The organism is Neptunomonas sp. CHC150 (assembly GCF_030397555.1).
Taxonomy (GTDB): Bacteria; Pseudomonadota; Gammaproteobacteria; order Pseudomonadales; family Balneatricaceae; genus Neptunomonas; species Neptunomonas phycophila.
In genome coordinates this window covers 306,795-329,018 of the sequence record NZ_JAPNXU010000003.1, presented here as the reverse complement: position 1 = coordinate 329,018, position 22,224 = coordinate 306,795, and the positions used below count along the sequence as shown (strand labels likewise).

General features: G+C 44.5%; 21 protein-coding genes. 11 read left to right on the top strand and 10 right to left on the bottom strand.

Annotation, left to right across the window (positions count from 1 at the left end):
• The 3 genes from tssI to OW491_RS04000 all read left to right on the top strand — a co-directional run.
• A partial coding sequence (gene tssI, locus OW491_RS04010; protein WP_290034759.1) for a type VI secretion system tip protein TssI/VgrG occupies positions 1-1,215 on the top strand: 1,215 nt, incomplete at its 5' end.
• 11 nt (positions 1,216-1,226) lie between these two features.
• A complete protein-coding gene (locus tag OW491_RS04005; protein WP_075180228.1) occupies positions 1,227-2,333 on the top strand; it encodes a DUF2169 domain-containing protein in 1,107 nt (368 codons plus the stop codon).
• A complete protein-coding gene (locus OW491_RS04000; RefSeq protein ID WP_290034757.1) occupies positions 2,330-2,959 on the top strand; it encodes a hypothetical protein in 630 nt (209 codons plus the stop codon). Before OW491_RS04005 ends, OW491_RS04000 begins: the two co-directional genes overlap by 4 nt.
• 146 nt (positions 2,960-3,105) lie before the next feature.
• Here the strand turns inward: OW491_RS04000 and OW491_RS03995 are convergent, their stop codons facing one another.
• From OW491_RS03995 to OW491_RS03965, 7 genes are all read right to left on the bottom strand, one after another.
• Positions 3,106-5,199 carry a phytase gene (locus tag OW491_RS03995; protein ID WP_290034756.1) on the bottom strand — a complete coding sequence of 698 codons (2,094 nt, stop codon included), beginning with the start codon at positions 5,197-5,199 and terminating at the stop codon, positions 3,106-3,108.
• A gap of 1,004 nt (positions 5,200-6,203) precedes the next feature.
• Positions 6,204-6,632 (bottom strand): hypothetical protein, encoded by a 429-nt coding sequence (locus OW491_RS03990; RefSeq protein ID WP_075171628.1) that lies wholly within the window; start codon positions 6,630-6,632, stop codon positions 6,204-6,206.
• Positions 6,633-6,635: 3 nt separating this feature from the next.
• A complete protein-coding gene (locus tag OW491_RS03985) occupies positions 6,636-8,819 on the bottom strand; it encodes a DUF4150 domain-containing protein (RefSeq protein ID WP_290034755.1) in 2,184 nt (727 codons plus the stop codon).
• Between the two features lie 66 nt (positions 8,820-8,885).
• The gene (locus OW491_RS03980; RefSeq protein WP_290034754.1) at positions 8,886-9,917 is read right to left on the bottom strand and encodes a M48 family metallopeptidase; all 1,032 of its coding nucleotides are present in this window, start codon (positions 9,915-9,917) and stop codon (positions 8,886-8,888) included.
• Positions 9,914-11,089 (bottom strand): YjgN family protein, encoded by a 1,176-nt coding sequence (locus OW491_RS03975; RefSeq protein ID WP_290034753.1) that lies wholly within the window; start codon positions 11,087-11,089, stop codon positions 9,914-9,916. Before OW491_RS03975 ends, OW491_RS03980 begins: the two co-directional genes overlap by 4 nt.
• Before the next feature lie 108 nt (positions 11,090-11,197).
• Positions 11,198-12,595 carry an SLC13 family permease gene (locus tag OW491_RS03970; RefSeq protein ID WP_290034752.1) on the bottom strand — a complete coding sequence of 466 codons (1,398 nt, stop codon included), beginning with the start codon at positions 12,593-12,595 and terminating at the stop codon, positions 11,198-11,200.
• A gap of 47 nt (positions 12,596-12,642) precedes the next feature.
• Entirely contained in the window at positions 12,643-13,260 is a 618-nt protein-coding gene (locus OW491_RS03965; RefSeq protein ID WP_277252483.1) for a YigZ family protein, read from the bottom strand.
• Positions 13,261-13,461: 201 nt separating this feature from the next.
• Between OW491_RS03965 and OW491_RS03960 the strand changes: the two genes are divergently transcribed.
• Both OW491_RS03960 and OW491_RS03955 read left to right on the top strand, forming a co-directional pair.
• Positions 13,462-13,695, top strand: coding sequence for a DUF2789 family protein (locus OW491_RS03960; protein ID WP_075180234.1), 234 nt, complete (start codon positions 13,462-13,464; stop codon positions 13,693-13,695).
• A 53-nt stretch (positions 13,696-13,748) separates the two neighbouring features.
• Positions 13,749-13,886, top strand: coding sequence for an entericidin A/B family lipoprotein (locus tag OW491_RS03955; protein WP_215152205.1), 138 nt, complete (start codon positions 13,749-13,751; stop codon positions 13,884-13,886).
• Between the two features lie 45 nt (positions 13,887-13,931).
• Here OW491_RS03955 and OW491_RS03950 read toward each other — a convergent pair whose 3' ends face one another.
• The 3 genes from OW491_RS03950 to OW491_RS03940 are packed head-to-tail and all read right to left on the bottom strand — an operon-like array spanning position 13,932 to position 16,814.
• Entirely contained in the window at positions 13,932-14,600 is a 669-nt protein-coding gene (locus tag OW491_RS03950; protein WP_290034751.1) for a lactate utilization protein, read from the bottom strand.
• Complete coding sequence (locus OW491_RS03945; RefSeq protein WP_290034750.1) at positions 14,597-16,015, bottom strand: LutB/LldF family L-lactate oxidation iron-sulfur protein; 1,419 nt, start codon at positions 16,013-16,015, stop codon at positions 14,597-14,599. The genes OW491_RS03950 and OW491_RS03945 overlap by 4 nt, the downstream gene beginning before the upstream one ends.
• Positions 16,005-16,814 carry a (Fe-S)-binding protein gene (locus OW491_RS03940; protein WP_215152202.1) on the bottom strand — a complete coding sequence of 270 codons (810 nt, stop codon included), beginning with the start codon at positions 16,812-16,814 and terminating at the stop codon, positions 16,005-16,007. The genes OW491_RS03945 and OW491_RS03940 overlap by 11 nt, the downstream gene beginning before the upstream one ends.
• A gap of 132 nt (positions 16,815-16,946) precedes the next feature.
• Between OW491_RS03940 and OW491_RS03935 the strand changes: the two genes are divergently transcribed.
• The 6 genes from OW491_RS03935 to pheS all read left to right on the top strand — a co-directional run bounded on the left by OW491_RS03935 (position 16,947) and on the right by pheS (position 22,173).
• Positions 16,947-17,645: a FadR/GntR family transcriptional regulator gene (locus tag OW491_RS03935; protein ID WP_075171638.1), complete on the top strand. Its 699-nt coding sequence runs from the start codon at positions 16,947-16,949 to the stop codon at positions 17,643-17,645.
• Positions 17,646-17,828: 183 nt separating this feature from the next.
• Entirely contained in the window at positions 17,829-19,745 is a 1,917-nt protein-coding gene (thrS, locus tag OW491_RS03930; protein WP_290034748.1) for a threonine--tRNA ligase, read from the top strand.
• A gap of 18 nt (positions 19,746-19,763) precedes the next feature.
• Positions 19,764-20,306 carry a translation initiation factor IF-3 gene (infC, locus tag OW491_RS03925; protein WP_215152223.1) on the top strand — a complete coding sequence of 181 codons (543 nt, stop codon included), beginning with the start codon at positions 19,764-19,766 and terminating at the stop codon, positions 20,304-20,306.
• A 98-nt stretch (positions 20,307-20,404) separates the two neighbouring features.
• Entirely contained in the window at positions 20,405-20,599 is a 195-nt protein-coding gene (gene rpmI, locus OW491_RS03920) for a 50S ribosomal protein L35 (RefSeq protein WP_075171641.1), read from the top strand.
• 44 nt (positions 20,600-20,643) lie between these two features.
• Positions 20,644-21,000, top strand: coding sequence for a 50S ribosomal protein L20 (gene rplT, locus OW491_RS03915; RefSeq protein ID WP_075171642.1), 357 nt, complete (start codon positions 20,644-20,646; stop codon positions 20,998-21,000).
• 189 nt (positions 21,001-21,189) lie between these two features.
• Positions 21,190-22,173 carry a phenylalanine--tRNA ligase subunit alpha gene (gene pheS / locus OW491_RS03910; RefSeq protein ID WP_075171643.1) on the top strand — a complete coding sequence of 328 codons (984 nt, stop codon included), beginning with the start codon at positions 21,190-21,192 and terminating at the stop codon, positions 22,171-22,173.
• Positions 22,174-22,224: the final 51 nt, after the last annotated feature.

Sequence of the window (22,224 nt, the reverse complement as noted above, 5' to 3'; positions counted from 1 at the left end):
CACTTTATCTACCCCGGCCGTTATGAAGATAAAACTCACGGTGACCAGCTAACACGCCTACGTGTTGAAGCTGATGAGGCTGCTCACGATGTGATTACAGGGGAAGGCGGCTGCCGTAGCTTCTCTGCTGGCCACACCTTTGTGCTTGAACGTCACGACGATGCCCCCGAAGAATTGGGCGAGTATGTTTTATTAAGCGTTAGCCACAAAGCTCAAGACTACTCCTACACCAGCAATGACGAACAAGACAAAGAATACAGTAACGAATTCCGCTGCATCGCATCAGAAACTATTTACCGTCCCCCACAAACCACCGGTTGGCCGCGAATGCAAGGCCCACAAAATGCGATTGTTGTAGGTCCTGAAGGCGAAGAAATCTACACAGACGAATACGGTCGTGTAAAAGTCCAGTTTCCATGGGACCGCTACGGCGCTTACAACGAAAACAGCTCCTGCTGGGTGCGTGTCACCCACAGTTGGGCGGGTAAAAACTGGGGTAACATATACCTACCGCGCATTGGTCAAGAAGTCATCGTTGACTTTATGGATGGAGACCCAGATCGTCCGATTATAACCGGCCGCGTGTACAACGCCGAACAAATGCCACCGTACGAATTGCCGGCGAACAAAACCCAAAGCGGAACACTCACGCGATCCACCAAAGGCGGCACGGCCAGTAATGCCAATGCGTTGCGCTTTGAAGATAAAAAAGGCGAAGAAGAGGTCTGGCTACATGCTGAAAAAGACCAACGTATCGAAGTTGAAAATGACGAATCGCACTGGGTGGGTCATGACCGCGTAAAAGAGATCGACCACGACGAAACGGTGTTTGTACATCACGACCGTACCGAGACAGTCGACAACAACGAAAAAATTCTCATCCGTAACAATCGTATGCACACAACGGGAATTGCCGAGATTAAAACGGTGGGCATGGTACGTGTACACACGGTGGGTGTGAATGAGACCAATACGATTGGGGCGGCTCAAGAGAATACAGTCGGTGTTGCACGGACGAGTACGATAGGCGAATCCGATACGTTAAACGTAGGCAAAAGCTTGAAGATCAACGTTGGTGAAACAATCGAGATTGCTTGTGGCAAGTCACTTATTAAATTAGACAGCGAAGGCAATATCTTTATTAACGGTGTAAAACTCAGTATCACGGGTGAAAAACACGTTCAAATTGAAGGTAAACGAGTAGATATTAACTAAGTGAATACTCCATGAATCGCCCTGATACAGTTATATCCAGTCCATTACCGAAAGCTAAGGTGCCTGACGTAGAGAATCAGACACCTTACCCCACACAATATTTTCAAACGGTTGACCCTGACGACAACGTGTTTCATGTTGTAGTGCTTAAAGCAACGTATGACATGACACAGACCAACGAATTGGGGCAATTAGAACCACATACTGAGTTAACCGCGTTAGCAACATCAGATCAATTTGAAGGCGAACCCGGCGAAACCCCCTTAATTTACGAAAGTGATTACTGTGCATTCAAGCCTAAATGTGATGTTTTTCTGATGAACGCCATTGCTTATGCCCCTGAAAATCAAGCTTTAGCGCGATGGCCAGTGGCCGTAGCTGTTGGGGACTGGAAAAAAATTGTTAATGTTACAGGGCCGAGAAAGTTTTTTTTAAAAGGCGGTGCCTATCAGTTAACGGAACCACAAGCGGTAAAAGTGGTAGAGCTTAACTACTCAAATGCATTGGGCGGAGAAAACCGGTGGCCCGAAAAGCCCAACGCTGAGGGCGAATTTGCTATTCATGAAGTAGCCCCTGAAAATTCAATTGGTAAAGGTTTTGCTGATAAAGACTGGCTATCTTATGCCAAGCCCACATCATACCCAGCTCCGCAAATAGAGCTGTACGAGCAGGCTTATACAGGACAGGCTGAATACCCAGCCGTAAGCCTAACCCCTATGATGAAGACATGGGAACCACGTGTTGATTTAGCGGGAAGTTATAATGACGACTGGAAGCATCATCGTTGGCCAAAATTACCGATTGATCATGATTATGCTTTCTGGAACTGCACTCCTGCAGATCAGCAGATTGACTATCCTGTTGGTGGTGAAGTTGTCAACTTGGTTAACCTGCACCCGGAGGTCCCGCATATTCGTTTTAGTTTACCTACGGACCAGTTTGTTTGTGACGTATATTTAGATGAAGGTCCGGTGCTTAAACAAAAGATGCATTTAGATACACTGGCTATTGATATGCAGAACCTGAAGCTTATTACTGTTCACAGAGTCAATGTTATATCCGGTATTAACTCACTGGAATTTAAAGTGCGTTTATCCAAGCGAGAAAACTCTATATGAGCATAGCTAAACCTAAGTCGGGTCAAATTCACCCTAACAAGTATGGAAGTGCAGGCTCTCTAGCAAATACGGTTGGTATGATTATTCCTGTGATACCTCCAGCGATGAGTGGGGCGGTTTTTAATGAGTCAACCCTAAGCGACATTTCATCGTTGAGTGCAGCATCCTTGTTATCACAATATCTACCAGGTAGCTCTGGCGCCAGTAACGTCATGGAGGCTGCTTTAGGTATTATGCAAGAAAGTGCTAAAGAAGCTACACCCAGCCCCGCAGTTATAGCTCATATGGCTCAAGTACTTGCAGTTGAAACCTCAATGATAAGTGTGCGTCAGCAAAAGGTTAACCAGACAGAGGCAATGGGTGGTATTTCTAATACAGCCCGACAAGAATCGATATTGGCTAATGATATAAATGCCCTAGAAGCACTAAAGCAGCAACTGGACGAACAAACGGCAAAGATTCCTCATTTTGAAAAAGTAATACCTGTTCTTAAAGCGGCTTCAACGGCTGCACATATCGCCCAACAGATAGATAACGGTAAATTCGGTATGGCTGGGCTAATGAGCGCCATGAATGCGGGCTCCGCACTGAGTAAACTGGCAAGTAAGTCATTAAATACAGCATAGAATAGAGGCCTCACACCACATTGATAGCGTATACGTTTGTAACGTTTTCAAGGTATCGAGAGTAGTAGTTGGTTATATAACGTGACATTTGAAGTATAAAAAAGGGGCTGTATATTAGCCCCTTTTTTATGAGTCATTTTCGGATTTTACGGAAGCTCTAGCGATTCGCGTATATCCTTCCAGCTGACCATCTTGAAGTTTTGGTTTTCTGTTTGGTATTCGGCGTCAATGTTGTACCAGTCCTGAGCTATCATCATTCCCTCAGGATAATCACTGCCTAAATTAGCAGAAACAACATGAATGCCATCAGTATCGGATGCGCCATCTACACCAATGTTATCATCACCAACAATGGCGAATGTACCTAATAAAGTGTGATTGTTGAGAACGTCATAAACAACATAGGTATTGTTACCTTGGCTAGAAGCGATTAGGTATTTTTGAGTACCGTTGTTAAATAACGTTAAGCCTTCGACGTCAGCAACCAAATTTATACCGTCAATAGCAGCAATTTGAGTCGCGTCTGTGGGCCCTGTCTCGTGCGCATCGAAAGACCAAATAGCAACGTCTTCTTCACCAACATAGAGGATGCCCGCCTCATCATCAGCCACACAGCCTTCGGGTTGGCTATCAACGCTGAGAGTGCGCACAACAGCCCCTTCAACACCGTCATTGGTCAGGGTTAGTCGCCATTGTTCAATGGTTCCATCTTTACCATTAACAAATACGTAAGGCGTCCCGTCTTCCGCTTGATACATACATAAACCATAGACTTCATCTACCGACGATAGTAACTCGTCTGCTTCGGCGTGTACGTGACTTCCTTGGGCGGGGAGGGGCTGTATAGGCGTTTGATTATTCGACGCAGACTGTATGCTATAAAATGAAAGTGTATTTAACTCCCGATTAGAAGCGGCGGCTAATGAAATGAGAGAGCTATCTGGTTTAATAAGTCCTTGGCGAATGTCTATGTTATTCGGTTCGCCGCCCTCCAGGTACTGAACCTCATCACCTGAGAGAGTGTAGGCCATTAACCCGCCTTGTTTATTGGTGGCAATAATTAGGCTGTCAGTAGGTGAGTCTTCGTTTAGCCAGAATGCGGGGTCATCAGCCGCATCACCGTAATCATCAACTTCTGTGGTTTCACCTCTGGCTATGACGAGCTGTACTCCCTCTACATCTAAATCACGAGGGTCAACTTGGTTGCTATTATAAGCCCCTCCTTGTTGAATTAAGGCAATGACATCTGTTTGATTTAATCTTTCATAAACAGGTGCATCTAATTCGGTGTTGGCTAGCCAAAGGGAATCAGAAGAAGCTGCCAAACTTTTAATTTCTATGAATCCATTAACCTCTGTCTGTACTAAGAGTGAATAATCGGATAAACGATAAGCTAATAAACCTGCACCCTCATCACCTACATATAAAATACCATCTCCATTGGTATCATGAGTTAGGTCAATGCCTTCGATTTCTTGGAGAGCACCTAAAGGACTAATACCGTCAACTAATGCGCGCTCCTTGACGTTTTCTGGATCTGCACCATAAGCCCAGATTCCTAAATTTTGTTCTGCAATAAAGAGAGTTCCTGCCACATCATCTACTGCACAGGCGCTAAGCTCACCACCCACTGATAGACTTCGCACAGCAAGAGGTGCGCCCTGAGTATCGGTAACTGCACTAACCAGATTTACGCCATCATAAGCTAGTTTGTATTGTAGAACTTCACCAGATTCGTCAAATGCGGTTGCAGTGATATTTCCAGTGGTTAGGTTTTTATACAAACAAACACCCGCAGGTTCGATTGGTAGTGTCCAATACCCGACTTGGTCTAAAGGCTGATCATCATCACTCACACTAAAAAAGGCTAGGGCTGCTTCGTCTGGCAAAGCTACAGCTACTAAATCAATGCTAGCGCCTTGGTTATCACTAAGGCCGTATCTTATGTCGGCACCTATGGCTTCAAACCCCTCGTTATGCCAAACCTGTTTGCCTTCGGAGTTAAAAACGGCAAGACCATCTCCTTCCAGTGCAACGATTAAACGATTGCGTGTTACATCTGTCGGATGTTCCCATACTGCAGCGTCGGCAATATCTTCATAGCTGTTTGCAATGGATACGCTTGATGATAAAACCGTTTGCGAAGAGTTAGAGCCTGAATCTTGGTCGCTGGAAGAGCCTCCTCCGCAGCCACTCAATATAAGAACCGAACAAAGCCCAGCAATACCTGGAAATTTCATGATGTGTCCTTGGTTATTTAGCAAAGCGCAGAATACTACTGATGACATATGACACTTTCATTAAGAGTATTTGACATGGAGGGACGTGACTTAATAAACGTATATTTAATTTTTAATATTTCAGTTTTTATATGAAATTATGTAGCCTATTGGAATGCTATCTGCTTTTATAAATCAATTATAATCTGTCGTTTTTTAGAGTAGAGGGGCTCTGCCCAATGTTTGAAAAGGTATGTAATGTTCTATATGTTTATTATGTTATCGTTCTCTTGGAGCATTTTGCTGAATTTAAATGCTTCAATATTTAGAAAACTCAATCCGGATATTTTTTGTTTTTTGAATTCTTCTAAAACTGACTCATCTATTACCAATAGTTTTAGATAAGTATCTATAAATATTGAAGGGAGATTCTTTGTTTCTTTGAAGGTCACTATTTTTTCAAATTCATACGTGTTAAATAAAGGTTCATTGGAATCTAGAATAAAAGTTATCTCGTGATAAGATTTGTCAAGGTTTATGGCGCTATAATAAGTGGATGGTTTTATCAGCCAATAGTTTTCGTGGTATTTATTATCGTTATCTATAAAAGCTGCAGGTTGTATAGATACATTATTCTTGAAAAAATCTTTGGCTTCTTGAATGACTATTAACGAGTTATCAAATATCATTGCTCCTGGTGGTGTGAAGAATGTATCTTTTGTTTTTTTATAAGCGTCCTCAAAAAAACATCATTAGATTTTTTCCTGTATCTTCGGTATCAAAATTTTCAGAGTTTTTATGTAAAGTAATAGAAGGTATATCACTTCTCGGTGTTCGGAAGGGTACATAGTTTTTCATTGTAAGAAACTTATAATTTTAATATATGTGAGTTTTCTCTAAGCAAGGTGCGATCAAGACCCAAATCAATGCTATGTAGATAAGCTATCTTGATACACATCAAAAAGTTAATGTTTTCGATTTTAAGGGGATATTACTTATTCGTAGTATCCTTAGTTAGAGCTAAGTCAGCTCCAACTAGAAATTAAGTTGTTTTGCAGCGTTTTATTCATCCACACAGCATAAATATACCCCATAAAATCCTCATCTTCATCCATTTCTGGTTCGACAGGTTCAAAGCTCGGAATATCAGCCCACCATGCGTCATATTCAATTGAGAAATTTTCCCCATCCAACTCAACTTCAAAAACTGTCACTTTCTTTGAAAAATTATGAGAGTACCTAAGAACGACATCTTGAGACGATAAGTTCCACTTTTTCTCTCCAATCTGCAATATCAATTGATTACCGTCTCTAAATATTGCTACTTTTCGCTGTCCTAATTGGTGAAAGTTTCCTTTCGGTTTTTCACTTGTATTTACAACAGGTTTGATGGCGCAAGTTGGGCTATCAAAATCTATCAACTCACCCCTATCAAATGGTTTAGATAAAATCATAAATTACCTTTTTGGTTTCGAAATCCCAGTTAGTATATCCATCGTATTATTTGACCTTAAAGCTGCATTGATTACTTCAGAAGAAGATCCATATTTAGAAAGCTGAGATTCATACGTTGGACCGGATTTATTTCCATACTTTGTTAGATTCCGCTGATAAACGGCTTCCAACGCTTCTGGGGTTTTGTAATGAGAAAGTCTCTCTTGGTTCCTCATTTCAACTATCTGCTTTGCAATATTGTCATCACCAATACCATCTCTTCTTAAGGTATCAATAAATTGCTGCTTCTTATTTAATCCAACATGGTAATCGAGTCTCGTAGTCCTCGCTTTTGCTACCTGATCCGCGTTAGTCCAATCAACTGGCCATTTACCAGAATGAAATTGTGAGTCTTTAGTAGGAAGATAACCATATACTCCTTTAGGGTCTACTGCCAAATCTTTAGGCATATCCACATACCTAACCTTGTTTGCAACAACCTTCCTCTCAATCACCAGCGTTTCACCGGTCGAGCCGCTAGCCTTTTGGTCTTTTAACTTAATCCTTCGTGTATTCGCTCCAATAGCCTTTAGTTGCTTAAGTGATGATTCTATTACCTTTAAACTGTCTATGTAAGCGCTTACCGCTCGTGCTCCGCTGGCTATCCGTTTATTGACGGCGGTAACTTTCATGCCCATAACTGCTATACGGGCTATGATGGCTGCAAAACGGGCGGCTACGGCTAGGCCTCCTGAGATGAAGGCAAGTAAAATGCAGAACAAGACTTCTAGAATGATATAAGCGGCGGCAGCGCCGTATAAGAAAGCGTAGAAATTGGGAGGCACAGCACCAATAATTAGGCCTAAATACGATAAAAATATACGACCGGCGTCATCATTGATCAGTTCTAAAAACACACCGTAACTATCGGTGTCTTCTTTAATAGATCGGGCTAACTCGGGATCTATATCGGCGATAACGGTGTCGATAAAGTTGGCAATATCGGATGTGTTGGCACTCGATATGTTTTGGAAAAAAAGAAAAATATCATCACGATGCTCAAACAGTTTGACGGAGATATCAGCAATGCTTTCTAGATCTTCCTTCGTTTCCTTGAAAAGATCAGCAATGTCATCAGCTACATCTTCGACTGTATTGGTGTAAGCGTTCCAAGCGTATTCCGATGCATCGGTTATTTGATTGCCAAACCATGCCCAAGGTTTTTCTTGTTGCGCTCCTTCTATCAGCCAGTTGGCAGCTTTCTTATGGCTGTCCTCAATACTGCCAACTGCCGTTTCGAGGCCTGCTGTGACTTTTTCGTAAGCGGTTTCAGATAACCCTTGCCAGTCTGTTTCTGTAATCAGCTTTTTGGTGTCGGCTAAATGGTCGAACCAAAGCTCGGAACCTGCGAGTGCTCCATCTTTATAGCTTATCGCAGTCGAAAAAATTCCGTATTCATCCCATTGGGCTTGGAATTCTTGCATCGACGTTAAAACACGCCGATAAGTGGTATCTAGACTGCTTTCAAGTGAAAACCGCAACTCCCGGTTGACATCTTCTAGGCCGGGTATTGTATCACCCACAACCTGCACAGAGCCGGGGTCCACGCCTACTTGTACCAGTGTTCCCGGTTCTTCTTGTGTTTGGATCGCCATGGCTTGGGAGGAGACGGTTGTATTATGTCCTGTCCCACCTGATAGGGTGCTCATGGGTGCAACGCATTGACCATTAATGCTTAAGATCAAGGGCGCTTCGTGTATGGGCGTTTTCCAAGGATCATCATAAGTCGCAACAACTTTAACCCAGCTTGTGGGTTTATCAGGACCAACCTTGCCTTGTTTGGCTGCGGGTGTTGTTTGGTTCATCCACACTTGGTCGCCGGTGCGAACTGAGGGTTTTCCGTTGACATAAACGGATCCACTTTTTTCTAAGCCAAAGCTTATTTCAGTGAGGGTGCCGGTAACAATGCCACCCCTGCGGCCTGGCTCATCGCCGGTTACTCCGGTAATAAAGCTTTCGCCATGCATAAACGCTTCTTTGCCACCCGCGAACACATTGGGGCTAACATTTTCACTATTATCCATGGTGTGGGTGATGTTATAGGGAATAGGTCGCCAGCTTTTGCCGACTTTCGTCCAGCAGACATCAGGCGCCATGCTGACTAGTGTATAGTCAGCTGTTTTGGTTGCAATTGATCCGTTTGCCATCGCTCTATCCTTAAGCTAGGTATTCGGGGATATTATCATGCGGCACTCCACATAGGGAGTAGCCGTTTACGGTTTATATCCTCGTGCGGCTTCTATCCGTTTTTGGGTATCGGGGTGTGTCGAAAGAAATGAATGCTCCGTAGAGCTGTCTTCTTTGCCCTCGGGAATGATCTTTTCTAGCGCATCAGCGAACACATCTGGATTTAAACCTAAATCAGACATGTGTGATAGTGCAAAGTTGTCGGCTTCGGTTTCCGCTTTTCTTGAGTAGCTTTGCTGCGTTAGGAAGGTAGGGAAGGCGACAATAAGGTCTTGCCCGAACGACAAATCACCGCCAACGATAAATACGGTAAGTAGAGTAATGGTTGATGAGCGGATGATCTGTTGAAGGCCATGACGATGTTCCACATGGCCTATTTCATGCAAAACTACACTGTTTAATTCATTCGGTTGATCTAGCCGTTTCACCAGCTCGTCTGTAATAAAAATATCGCCAGAGGGGAGGGCAAATGCATTGGCAATTGGCTTGTGGCTGTTTTCCATCGACCTGAAATGCAGTTTGATGGGGATGTCGGTGGACATGCGACTAATTATTTTTTCTTCTATCTCTTCGCGAATGCTGGCCTGTTGGGCTTGGGGTAACTCGGATGGAGTAAACAGTAGCGAGTCTAGAACATCGATGCTGTGCTCGCCGATCTCTATATTAAGCTCGGCCGGTAACGCATGTGCAACTTGATGGCTAATGCTCGGGATTCCCCATTTTAAAAAAGCCAGCGTTAATACCACCACAAATATGGCTGAGAAAATAATTAATGATAAGTTACTTTCTAATTTATGAAGCCATAAGTTATTTTTTTGACCTGTTTGAGAAATCCATTGGTCGATGGCGTGATTATCATTGGTTTCGAGTAATGTGCCATCGGGGAAGGAAATACGGCGTGTGGTATTACCCACACGACTGCTGATTTGTAAGTCGCGAATTTCGCCACGAAGGCTATTGCCATCATCGCGTTCTAGGGTAAATTGACTGCCTCTGATATGAATGTCAGCCCGAGAACGGGCTGACTGATTAGCGGCATAGTGATAGCCTGAAATCACAAACTAAGTCCTAAATCGCCTTGGATATCAAAGGTTCCACCTAGCTCTTCACCTAGCGCTGACTGCTTTTGTTGTTGCAGGCTTACATAATGTTCTAGGTCTTGAGTTAATGTGCCAGAGGTCGAATGAGCACGATATTTGGCTAAGCGAACTTTTATGAAAGGTATCGCCAAACCAATAGTGAAAATTACCAAAAACAGGTTGGTTAAGTGTATCCAAAATAAAGACTTCACTTTTAAGTTGGAATGTAGGTTTAACGCGTTATCAAGCTTTAGTTCATTAAACACATGGTTGTTAATGCGGGCTTCCATGTAAGAGCGAGCCCAAAAGCTAAATGCGAATACCAATAAATACCCACCCAAAAATGCGATATTAAACAAATTGGAGTCCAAGCTAGAACTCGATCCATTTTGTAGTGAGAATAAAGCGCCTAATCCTGATGCAAAACCAATAGCTCCAAAGATTGCGGCAAATAAAAGGAAGACGCCCAAGATTACCAAATACGTTTTAAAAAACACGCCAATACGGATGTTAGCGCTGAAGTTGCCTTGGCCGTAATGGAGGTTGTTAACATGGTAGCGATACATAAGTGCTTGAATGTATGGTCCCATGGCATAAATACTAATGATTGCTACAGGCCCTAAGAACATCGCAACCATACCGCCCACGGTACCATTAATTAACCATGCGATACCGATAATTAAGCCCAATGCAACGGCGGGTAAGAAGGGAAGGAGTAGGATGTATTTATAGACTGTCCCTAGGCCTCCATCAAACGAGAAACGTACTTGGCGGTAGCTTGCCATACGTGCATGGAAACGGTAGCTGCTCCAAATAATCCACGGAGAGGCCAGCACTAGAATTAACGTTAACCCGATACCCACAAGAGGGAAGAACTGATTAATAATAATGTAAATCGCAAAGGCGATAGCTGCAATGATGCGTCCTTTGAAGATTTGCCAGCCTGTTGCGTGGTATTCAAAGCTTGCCCCATCAAAGAAGGTATTACCGTAAAAATAACGATTCGTGCGGACTTTAGCCCATGCGGAGTAGATACCCAGAGTAATTACAGAAAGCAGAACGTTAACGATCCATATCTTAAAGAATTCGCCACCTGCACCTTTAAATTCAAAAGGACGAGTGGCGGATTGTGTGGCGATTGATTCGCTCATAAAACTGACTCCATTCAGTCGTTAAGTTGTTGAGGTCGCGATTGTAGCAGAATGGAAACGTTTGTCAGTTAACCCAATGAAAAATAGGAATTATTCCTAGGAACTTATTCACTGAGTAAACATAGATAAGGCTTGCCACCATAAATAGTCCAAGGGGATGAGTATGGCCCATGTAATTAGCGTAAGGGGAATGGTAATCCTGAGTAAGCTCATAATAGGTTCACGTGCGAGCTGCATACCTACAATCAGAGGCCCTGATTGATAGGGGAAAAGTATGGTCGAGAAGCCAACGACTTGCGTCATAATCACGGCTTGTACTGTCATGCCTGTTTGGTTGGCCAAATCAGCAGCAATGGGGGTTAATACTGCTGGCACACCCGGAAGCGTCGAAAACATGCCCGTAAAAAACGACATGGCAGTCAATGATATAAAGTTAACGGCGTCTGCCCCAGGGTTTAGCGGCAAGACATGCTCCATAGTCATGGCTAATAGTTTCCCTAGCCCTGAGCTGTTGACCAAAGCGCCTAGCCCTAGCACGCCAGCAATAAAAATTAGCATTGAAAAGTTGATTTGCTTATTAAAAGTCGTTTGGTCCACCATGCCCACTTTGGGGAGTAATAAAAAGCAAGCCGCCGCCAAGCCTACCCAAGCGGGATTAATGCCGTGCCAGCTATCGGTTAACCAAAAAGCTAATGCGGTTAAGAGAACAATACTCAGCTTGCGCTGCTTAGCGCGTAAGCTCGGATCTTGGTGAAGGTCGTTAATCGCCGCTGCTCTGTTAGGTTCGGCTGGTAATAATTTAATGATGAGTAAAGCAATGATGATGGCTTTAATAGCGCCAAGAATAGGAAAATGCAGTAGTAGATAATCCGTGTAACTAAAATGTAACCCATAAATGGTTTCCGCTGAGCCAATCATAACCATGTTTGGGATATTGGAGGGGAGAATGCTGAAGGTAGGTAAATGGCAGCCAAACGTGACAGCCATAACGACACCTGTTCGACCCTTCGAACCAGTATGGAAGCCGCAGCGATCTGCTAATGCCATGCCGATAGGTATCATCATGACTAGGCGGCCTATAGATGATGGCATTACAAAACCGAGTAAGGTGCATGTAAGCATCAAGCCCCCTATGAGCCAAGGGTAGCTTCGTTCCAGGTGGTGTCCTAAATATCCTGCTATTCGGTCGCTCATGCCACTACTAGTAATGGCCATACCGATAACCATACCCGCAAAAATAAGCCAAAGCGCGCCGGATGCGAAGCCAGAAAATATTTCAGTGGGAGTGGCTACCTCAAAAAGAATAGCCGATAGAAAAAATAATAAGCTGGTTTGAAATTCGGGTAATGCGCTGGTAGCCCACAATGTCAAAGTGATGAGTAGAATAATTAATGTGTAAAGCTGTAAGCCCGAAAGCATACCCGGAGGGTTAATTAATAAAAAAGCAGATGCTATTAATACTAATAAGAGGGCGACGCGCGATGGAGTGAAAAAAAATTTTAGCATAATGGCCCAGTTCGCATAGTACTTTGAGATGGATTGGTAAATTTCTACTAGCTATCTTTATGGATTGTTAGTTGACCTTTGCAGGCATCTTGTAGCCTAAGGAGTAGGTTATCTTTTTCCGCGGCTTCAACCTCAATAACTAGGCTAACCATTTCCAGAAAGGTTTGTTCGATAATGTGTGCTGACGAGCTGTGAAGTATAGAGTCCACTTGCGCAGAGTGTGAGTAGGCAAAAGAGAGTTGCACCTTTAGTAAAGGTTTAACTGTTTCTAAAGTTAACTGATCGAGTAGCTCGCGTACGCTCGCGGAGTAGGCGCGGACTAAGCCCCCAGTGCCAAGCTTGGTACCGCCAAAAAAGCGCGTTACAACGACACATATTTCCCCAATACCGGCACCTGCTATTACAGAATACATCGGCCTACCTGCTGTGCCGGATGGCTCTCCGTCATCACTAAAACCGTACCCCCCACTGACATAAGGTGAACCCGCAATAAAAGCGCTACAGTGATGATTGGCGTTAGGGGTCTTTTCCTTTAGGTCTGCGATAATAGATTTGGCCTCGGCTTGTGTTTTTATGGGATAGGCTTGTGCTATGAAACGGCTTTTTTTAACGTCTATAGTCGCTTCTGCATAGGTGGTTGGGCGCTGATAAATAGGTTGGCTCACAAAACTCTCGGTGAATTGCTTGGGTGCGTAAGATATTCTAGTTAATAGTATGCAATGTAGACTCAGCGCTGTCGACGTTGGCAGCGTGCTTGTTGGTATTTTCGGCAAACCGGTCCGTAAATGAATTTTTTAACATCTAACATGTCTATACCAACGTAAAGCCATTAATATGCTAGAACCAATCCAGAATGGAGGCACGATATGGATACCAACTTACACACTTTACCAAATTTATTTTTGCAATTAGGGTTAAGTGATAAACCTGAAGAGATGGAGTCTTTTATCAAAAGCCATACGTTATCGGATGGTCAAAAGATTGAAGAGGCTGAGTACTGGACTGAGGGTCAGGCTCAGTTTTTAAAAGAAAGTCGTGACCTTGATGGTGCATGGGCTGAAAGCGTTGATGAACTGAGTGCTTTGCTCAGTCAAGCGTAGTTATTATTAACAACCAATAAAAGATGTTGATTTATATATAAGTGAGATATCAGATGAAAAAAGTACTTACCGCGATTGTCGCCAGTGTTTTTGTTGTATCGTTATATGGATGCAGCACGGTAGAAGGTATGGGTAAAGATATCCAAAAAGGTGGTCAGGCAATCGAAGGCGCCGCTAAAAAAGCCAGTTAGTGCACTTATCAAGAGAAAGCAGCCCATTGGGCTGCTTTTTGTTGATTACTTCGAATCACTCACTAAGAGAATGAGCAGCCTTTTCGGCCCGTGCGCGCCCATCTGTAAGCGTTGCTCAATATCAGCACTTCTGGATGGTCCTGTAATAAGGTTGACCGTGCGCGGCATAATACTTTTAGTTGCTTCCCGGAGTTTTTTCCACGCCTCTTCATATGGACCCACAATATTCCTTTTGTGGAGAACCACAATATGATTGTCGGGTAAAAAGTTGAGTGTGGTTGGGCTTTCTTTACTCGAATGCAGCATTAGGGTCCCGGTTTCAGCAATGCCAGCAAAAGCAACGGTTAAGCTAGCTGCATCACCGACGTGTGCTGTTCCTGTCTGCACCTGTAACTGTGAGCCCTCCCAATCTAATGTATCTAATTGAGCGTCGCTAGCTATGGTTAACGTGTCAATATGTTGTTCTTTTAGCCAAGGCTTCACTGCTTCTACAATTGGTGCCTCGCTTTCTAGCTCAACAATTTCGGCAGCGGCTTCAATTGCCATTGCAGTAAATAACGAGACCTGCTCCTGATGCGGTAAGAGGGCTCTTTTAGGTATTAGATTATGTCCGTGGGGTGTGAGCCTGGCCGCAACTGCAGCTCGCTGAGTGTGAGTTGGTTCTCCACGTTTTAGCCCCCGACGAATGCTCCCCAAAATTTCAGCTTTGCTCATGATGACTTCTCCGAGGCTTTTTGTGTCTTGTACAGGTCCATGAAGGTGCGGTTAGCAGGAGCAGGCATATCCCTAAACTGTGTCCAGCCTGAGGCCATGGGGAGTTTAGATATTTTTCCGTTTTGCCTTCCTAGTAATCGCATTGACTTGTTAGCCGCGCGGGACAACCATCGGTACAAGCGAGGACGTTTAGCAAAAAAAGCCCAACTTCCTAATCCCCAGCGAACAGCTTTGGGGCTTAGATGCTTACTGAACTCATTCTCGCGCCAGTGTCTCATTAGCTTAGGTAGTGGGATGCGGACGGGACATACTGATTCGCACTTTCCACAAAAAGTAGAGGCATTAGGTAATAACCCTGCTTGTTCAATGCCGATCATTTGCGGGGTAAGTACGGATCCCATTGGACCAGGATAGACCCAGCCATAGCTATGACCACCTACCGCGCCGTAAACAGGGCAATGATTCATACAGGCTGAGCAACGAATGCAGCGAAGCATATCTTGAAGCTCGCCGCCCACCATGTCGCTGCGACCATTATCTACCAAAACAACATGGAAGTTCTCGGGGCCATCTTGATCTTCTGCTCGCTTAGGGCCTGTTGATAGCGTGTTGTATACGGAAAATTCTTGTCCGGTTGCGGAGCGAGCAAGTAGGCGTAAAAAAAGTGTCATGTCTTCTAACGTTGGGACAACCTTTTCGATAGAGGTAACGACAATGTGCGTTTTAGGAAGCGTTTGTGTTAAATCCCCATTGCCTTCGTTGGTTACAATGAGAGTGGAGCCTGTTTCAGCGACACAAAAGTTAGCGCCAGTAATGCCAACATCGGCCGCGACGAATTTTTTGCGAAGCATTTCTCTCGCTTCCTGCATAAGCACAGCAGGGTCATCGGATTTGGGGCGTTTATGTTTTTCGTGAAAAATATCCGACACATCTTCTAGATTGAGGTGGATCGCGGGAGCGATAATGTGGCTAGGGTGGTCACCTCGTAGCTGCAAAATATACTCGCCTAAGTCGGTTTCGACGGGCTCAATGCCATTTTTTTCTAAGAAATCATTCAGGTTGATTTCTTCTGTTACCATGGATTTACCTTTAGTAACGGTTTTGGCGTCTACTTCTTTACAAATATCTAATACGGTCTTACATGCGTCGTCGGCTGTTCTGCACCAATGAACATGACCACCATTTTTTAAAACATTTGCTTCAAACTCTTCTAGGTATATATCCAAGTTTTCAATAATGTGGTTTTTGAGAGTTGCAGCTTCATCACGCAACTGATCAAATTCCGGTAGTCGAGCAACGGCTGCTGCACGTTTGGTAGGAAAGCCAGCTTTAAGGTTTCCTAGTGCTTTTTGAAGGCCAACATCGTGTAGGGCGATTTTGGCGCTTTCTTTAAAGTGAGGACTATTAATTTGCATGCTGCACCCCTTGTGCTGGTTGACCAAGGTCGTAATGTGCTTCACCGATAGCGGGTTCATCGGTCATGCCCGCTAGCACTTCGATGACGTGCCTTACCTCTATAGCGTGGCCTTCGCGCTTAAGCTTGCCGGCCATATTGAGTAAACAGCCCATGTCGCCTCCGAGTAAAAGAGTAGCTTGGCTAGCCACGATGTGTTCTGTTTTATTACTGACCATGCGATTAGATATATCGGGGTATTTCACACAGAAGGTACCACCAAATCCACAACAGGTTTCGGACTCAGTCATCTCGTTGAGTGTTAAACCAGCCACTTGGGCTAGTAATTCTCGTGGCTGCTGTTTTATGCCTAGTTCACGTAAGCCAGCACAAGAGTCATGGTAAGTCGCCTGTATAGGAAGGCTTAGGTCAGCCAGGTTTAGTGGCATAACCTCAGTCAGAAATGTAGTGACTTCATAGGCGCGAGCTTTGAGCGATTCAGCGCGTGCTTTCCATGGATCTTTTTCATCAAACAGCTCTGCGTAGTGATGCAGCATGCCAATGCAAGAGCCTGAAGGGCCTACTACGTACTCAAAACCGTCGAAGGCTTCGATGGTTCGCTTGGCAATATCTTGTGTTGTTGAACGGTCGCCAGAGTTGAAAGCAGGCTGGCCGCAACATGTCTGAGCGTCGGGAACACTCACTTGGCAGCCTGCGGCTTCAAGTAACTTTATCGTGGCAAAACCAACAGACGGGCGAAACATATCAACCAAGCAGGTCACAAAAAGACCTACTTGGGCGGGTTTGTCGAGTGTGTTCATTAGGTACCTTCGGCTCGGTTGTCAGGTGTTTTTATATTTATAATCGTGATGTAGGTAGAGTAGGCGACGTGTTGAATAATTGAAATATTACAGGCTAAACTGGTCTGACCAAATGGCGAGCCTTGGGCAAACATGAAAAACCAGTCGAAACAGAGTTTGTATCACGATTTATTGGCTGCGATTGTGAGTGGTGACATCGTACCCGGCCAAGTAATGCCATCTGAGAGGCAACTGGTTCAGCAAACGGGACTATCGAGATCCAGTGTTCGTGAAGTCACTTCTCAATTAACGCATCGAGGCTTTATCGATACACAGCACGGTGAGCGAAGTCGCTGTAACAACCTATTGGCAGCTCATTTAGATTTGCCTTTGGATTTAGGTGGCGATCCGCATACATTACAGCTTCACGTTTTAGAGGTGCGGGCCATACTAGAGGGCGAAGCGGCCTATTACGCTGCGTTGCGCGCAACGCCAGAACAAATGGATGCTATAACCCTCGAGTTTGAAAAGATGAAACAACGCAAAGAGGGGCAAACCACGCTAGCTAAAGCCAAAGCAGACCTGCAATTTCATATGCTGATTGCTGAATCTTGCCATCACTTGTTAGTCACGGCCTTTAGCCAGCTGTTCTATAACCGCTATTTTAATGCAATTTACGGTGTGCTGGATCGGGCTCTGAAGCAGCATGGTCACTATCCAGATGGCATAAGTCGACAGCATGACTCTATCTACCAAGCAATCATTCAGCGTCAAGCAAATAAGGCGCGCGTATTAGCACGCGATCACATTTTATACACGAGGCGCTTATTAGAGCCCAGTGACGTCTTTTAATGTGCTTTTTATGGCGTGTAATGACAATTCCATTAAAAACGCCAATCTTTTGTCATCATGCCTTGGTCATCGCTTTTGCATTCGTTAGAATATCCGGGTGCCACATACTTGGTGTGTATGTGAGATCATTTAATAGATCACAGGCCTGTCGTAGGGGCTCGTGATTACAGAAAGGAATTAGCAATGCCAGTCATTACCCTCCCTGATGGAAGCAAGCGTGAGTTTGCCAACCCCGTTTCTGTTTTTGATGTCGCCGCGGACATCGGAGCAGGCTTAGCGAAAGCTGCCTTAGCCGGTAAAGTTAACGGGGAATTGGTTGATACCAGCTTTACTATCGAAAACGACACAGACCTCGCTATCATTACCGCACGTGATGATGAAGGGGTTGATGTGATTCGTCATTCCTGTGCCCATTTAATGGCCATGGCTGTTCAAGCCTTATTTCCAGGAGCGCAAGTAACCATCGGGCCAGTGATTGAAAATGGATTTTATTACGATTTTGCATATGAGCGCCCGTTTACTTCTGAAGATCTGGAAAAGATCGAGAAGAAAATGCTTGAGCTCTCAAAACAAAACTTACCTGTTTCTCGTTCTGTAATGAACCGTGATGAAGCTGTGGCTTTATTTGAGAAAATGGGTGAAAGCTACAAAGTAGAGATCCTAAGCAGCATTCCTGCAGAGCAAGATTTGTCTTTCTACTCGCAAGGTGACTTCATTGATCTGTGTCGCGGGCCTCATGTTCCTTCGACAGGCCACATTAAAGCGTTTAAGTTAATGAAAGTGGCTGGTGCATACTGGCGTGGCGATTCTAAAAACGAAATGTTGCAGCGTATTTACGGCACCGCGTGGAGCGATAAGAAACAACTCAAAGAATACCTGCACCGTTTGGAAGAAGCTGAAAAGCGTGACCACCGTAAGCTAGGTAAGCAACTGAACCTATTCCATCTTCAAGAAGAAGCACCGGGTATGGTGTTTTGGCACCCCAATGGCTGGACCTTGTACCAACAGATCGAGCAGTACATGCGTGTTAAACAGCGTGTAAATGGCTATCAAGAGATTAAAACACCGCAAGTTGTTGAACGAACTCTGTGGGAAAAATCCGGTCATTGGGATAAGTTTGCTGAGCAGATGTTTACCACACACTCAGAGAACAAAGATTTCGCTGTTAAACCCATGAACTGCCCGTGCCATATTCAGGTGTTTAACCAAGGCTTGCGCTCTTACCGTGATTTACCGTTGCGCTTGGCAGAGTTTGGCTCATGCCACCGTAATGAACCTTCCGGTGCTTTACACGGTATTATGCGTGTGCGTGGCTTTGTGCAGGATGATGCGCATATTTTCTGTGCTGAAGATGCAATCCAGCCGGAAGTGGCAAGTTTTATTGAATTTCTACATGAGGTTTATCATGACTTTGGTTTTACCGATGTCATTTATAAACTATCAACGCGTCCAGAACAGCGTGTGGGTTCTGATGAAGTGTGGGATAAAGCTGAGAAAGCATTGGCCGATGCATTAGATGCAGCTGGGTTAGACTGGGAAGAGCTGCCAGGCGAAGGTGCTTTCTACGGACCTAAGATCGAATTCTCTCTGAAAGATTGCTTAGGTCGTGTGTGGCAGTGTGGCACGATTCAAGTTGATTTCTCGATGCCGGGTCGTTTAGAAGCTCAATTTGTAAATGAACATGGCGATCGTGAAACACCGGTTATGTTACACCGTGCAATTTTGGGATCTTTTGAACGATTCATCGGTATTTTGATCGAACATTATGCGGGTGCATTGCCAGCGTGGTTGGCTCCAACACAAGTCGTTGTGATGAATATTACTGACAATCAGGCCGAATATTGCACGAATGTGGTAAAAACATTGCAAAATAATGGCTTTAGAGCCGTTTCGGACTTGAGAAACGAGAAGATCGGCTTTAAAATCCGCGAGCGTACTCTTCAGAAGGTTCCTTTCCTCTTGGTAGTGGGTGATAAAGAAGTAGAGAATGGCTGTGTTGCTGTTCGTACCCGTTCAGGTGAAGATCTAGGTACAATGACTATTGAAGCCTTTTCTGAATTCCTATCAAAAGATGTGGAACGTAAGGGTCGTGACGACTAATAATTAGGAGATATAGCAATCAAGCGCGATAATAAAAGAGGTGCACGTCGCGACAATCGTGCACCCATTAATGAAAATATCAAAGCCCATGAGTTACGTCTTATTGATGCAGACGGTGGGCAGGTTGGTGTCGTATCGCTTAACCAGGCTCTTGACATGGCTCAAGAGGCTGAACTTGACCTGGTACAGATCTCGGATTCGGATCCTATCGTATGTAAGTTGATGGATTACGGTAAGTTCCAGTACGAGAAAAAGAAACAGGACGCTGAAGCTAAGAAAAAGCAGCATCAGATCCAGGTTAAGGAAATGAAATTCCGTCCAGGTACGGATGAAGGGGATTATCAGGTAAAACTACGCAACCTGATGCGTTTCCTTGAAGCAGGAGACAAAGCCAAGGTGACTTTACGTTTCCGCGGTCGTGAGATGGCTCACCAAGAGCTTGGCATGCAGTTGATGAATCGGATCGAAGCTGATCTCGAGGAATACGGCTCTGTTGAGCAGCGCGCTAAAATGGAAGGCCGTCAAATGATCATGGTTATTGCTCCGAAGAAGAAAAAGTAATTCGTTCTTCTGTTAAACCCGTAACGGCGTTAGCTAGTTACGGGTTTTGCTGTTTTATCGAATTCAAAAAAATTAACGAATGCGTGGAGATTTTTGTAATGCCTAAGATTAAATCTTGCCGAGGTGCGGCAAAACGCTTTAAAAAAACTGCTAACGGTTTTAAGCACAAGCAAGCCTTCAAAAGCCACATTCTGACCAAGAAAAGCACTAAGCGTAAGCGCCAACTGCGTCCTATGCTTCAGGTTCATGCTGCTGATAAAGCACTGATCCGTCGCATGTTGCCTTACATCTAAGTCGCATTTTCACATACAGAATTAAGTAATAGGAAGGTATAAGAATGGCTCGTGTAAAACGTGGTGTTCAGGCTCGTCGCCGTCACAAGAAGATTTTAAAGCAAGCTAAAGGTTACTACGGTGCTCGTAGCCGTGTATTCCGTGTAGCTAAACAAGCAGTTATCAAAGCTGGTCAATATGCATACCGTGACCGTCGTCAGCGTAAGCGTCAATTCCGCGCATTGTGGATTGCACGTATCAACGCTGCTGCACGTATCAATGGTGTATCTTACAGCCGTTTCATTGCTGGCTTGAAAAAAGCTAACATCGAAATCGACCGTAAAGTATTGGCTGACCTAGCTGTATACGAACAAGCTGCATTTACTGCAGTTGTCGAAAAAGCGAAAGCTGCTTTAGCTTAATTGCACCCACCTCTATTTTTAGAGGTTGCAACGCTTAAGAATTCACAGGGGAAGGGTGCGAACTCTTCCCCTGTTTTTATATCGGCTACTGTGCTGAGCTCTGTTGTTAAACGCCGTAAACATAAGGTGAGCTAGCTGAGCAGAGTAACTGATTACTAACATATTCCTCCCAATTGATTGGAGCCGGAAATGGACGATATGCAAAACATCTTGGAGCAGGCCGCTGCCGCTGTAGCATCGGCTAATACGCTACAAGAACTTGACTTAGTACGTGTTGAGTACCTAGGTAAAAAAGGGCCGCTAACGGCATTACGTAAAGGCTTGGGTAAATTGACACCCGAAGAGCGTCCAATAGCGGGTGCCAAAATCAACGAGGCGATCCAGCAAGTTAGTGAACAACTAACTGCACGTAAACAAGCCCTTGAAACAGCCGAACTTGCCAAGAAGCTCAGTGCAGAGACTGTTGATGTATCTTTGCCCGGCCGCGGCCAGCCCGTGGGTGGCTTGCACCCGGTCACGCAAACTCTAGAGCGTATCGAAGCTTTTTTTGCGAACATTGGTTATCAAGTAGCTGAAGGCCCCGAAATCGAAGACGATTACCATAACTTCGAAGCACTCAATATTCCATCGCACCACCCAGCGCGTGCGATGCATGATACTTTTTACTTTAATGCCAACACGTTATTGCGTACCCACACGTCAGGCGTTCAAGTAAGGACAATGGAAACACAGCAGCCGCCGATTCGTATCATTTGCCCTGGTCGTGTTTATCGTTGTGACTATGATCAAACGCATTCGCCGATGTTTCACCAGGTTGAAGGCTTACTCATCGACAAAAATATCTCATTCGCAGACCTTAAAGGTACGCTAGAGCAGTTTTTGCGTGAGTTTTTTGAAGAAGACGTCAAAGTGCGATTCCGTCCATCGTATTTTCCATTCACAGAGCCATCAATAGAAGTCGATATCGACCGTGGTGATGGTAAATGGTTAGAAGTATTGGGTTGCGGAATGGTGCATCCAAAAGTATTTGAAATGTCAGGTATTGATCCGGAAGAGTATACGGGTTTTGCCTTTGGTATGGGTGTCGAGCGTTTGGCAATGCTGCGCTACGGCGTGAATGATCTGCGCTTATTCTTTGAAAATGATCTGCGATTCTTGCAGCAATTTTCATAAGTCAGTCGCACGAAAGTACACACAGTAGATAGCTAAGAATTCTCAGGAAAG